This window comes from Shouchella xiaoxiensis (genome assembly GCF_016907895.1).
In the GTDB taxonomy this organism is placed as follows: domain Bacteria; phylum Bacillota; class Bacilli; order Bacillales; family Bacillaceae_D; genus Shouchella; species Shouchella xiaoxiensis.
Genome location: NZ_JAFBCV010000039.1, coordinates 1 through 1,267 on the forward strand (window position 1 = coordinate 1; position 1,267 = coordinate 1,267).

At 44.1% G+C, this 1,267-nt stretch carries 1 protein-coding gene; it reads right to left on the minus strand.

Going from position 1 to position 1,267, the window contains the following annotated elements; genetic code table 11:
- A partial coding sequence (locus JOC54_RS22810) for an IS1182 family transposase (protein ID WP_204469453.1) occupies positions 1-1,253 on the minus strand: 1,253 nt, incomplete at its 3' end.
- Between the last annotated feature and the right edge of the window lie 14 nt (positions 1,254-1,267).

Below are 1,267 nucleotides of genomic sequence, written 5' to 3' on the forward strand. Positions count from 1 at the left end.
CGACAATAGCGAAGCCCGTGGAGTTGTTTTGAATCCGCAAAGCTTCGCTCAATTTTATATTTTCGCATGCGATAGATTGCTTTTCCTTCCTTTAAAAGGCGATTCATTCGCACCCGTTCTTTGCTTTCTTCCCACACATGTCGGGTCAGCACTTTTTTATGATTTTGTGACTGTGTACAGGTTGAAAGGAGGGGACAGGTTTTACAATCTTCTGGATTGGAATGGTATTGACGATATCCTTCTCGGTTCGTCGTGGAATACGTCAATGGTTTTCCGTTTGGACACGTGTATGTATTGGTCGTTGGATCATACGTATACTTCCACTTGGGAATGCGCCCTTTTACAGGTCGATAGCGACGGTGAGCGATCACCGCCATAATGCCTAAATTTTCAATGCCTTTACAAATGGGCGTCGTGAAATAACCAGCGTCGAGGGCAACGGCTTCAACCGGAAACTGAAAGCGGCTCAGTTGTCGTTTTAATCGTTCGAGATACGGCTGGGAGTCATGCACATTACCAGGGGTGACATGGACATCCGTAATAATATTGAACTTGATATCCGTTGTTCGATGATCTAAGTAATAAAACCCTTCCGGTTTTCCTTCTCGATACAAGTACCCACTTTCAGGGTCTGTCGTACTTTTACGGACGGTTTTCCATTCCTCCTTTTTCTTCTTTCCTAAAGGCTTTTTTCCGTGTTCCTCTCGATCTTCCGTGACCGCCTCATCCAATTCGTTGATGTACGACTGTGTTTCAACTTTGACGGTTTCTCGTGTGAAGTACTGACGATTCGCATTCGCTTTTAAGTGCGTGGAATCACTGAATAATACCCGACCACTCACCATGCCTTGTTCCATGGCTTTCACAACCACCTCGTCAAAGATGTCTTGAAAGGCCGTTGTTCCTTGAAACCGTTGATGACGATTGAAGCTAATCGTTGAATGATGAGGGACTTTTTCCGTAAGCCCTAATCCGAGAAACCAGCGATATGCCACGTTCGTTTGAATCTCACGTTCCAATTGACGTTCCGAACGAATGCCATACAAATAACCGACAAACATCATCTTAAAGAGCATCACCGGATCAACCGGTGGGCGACCGTTTGTCGTTGAATAGTAGGTTTCCACTTTGTCATAAATGAAATTGAAATCCACATGTTCATCGATTTTCCGAAGTAAATGATCCTCAGGCATCAATTGATCAATGGAAACCATTTCGAGTTCAATTTGTTTATCTGTTTGACGACGTAACATTACGCATTCCCCCA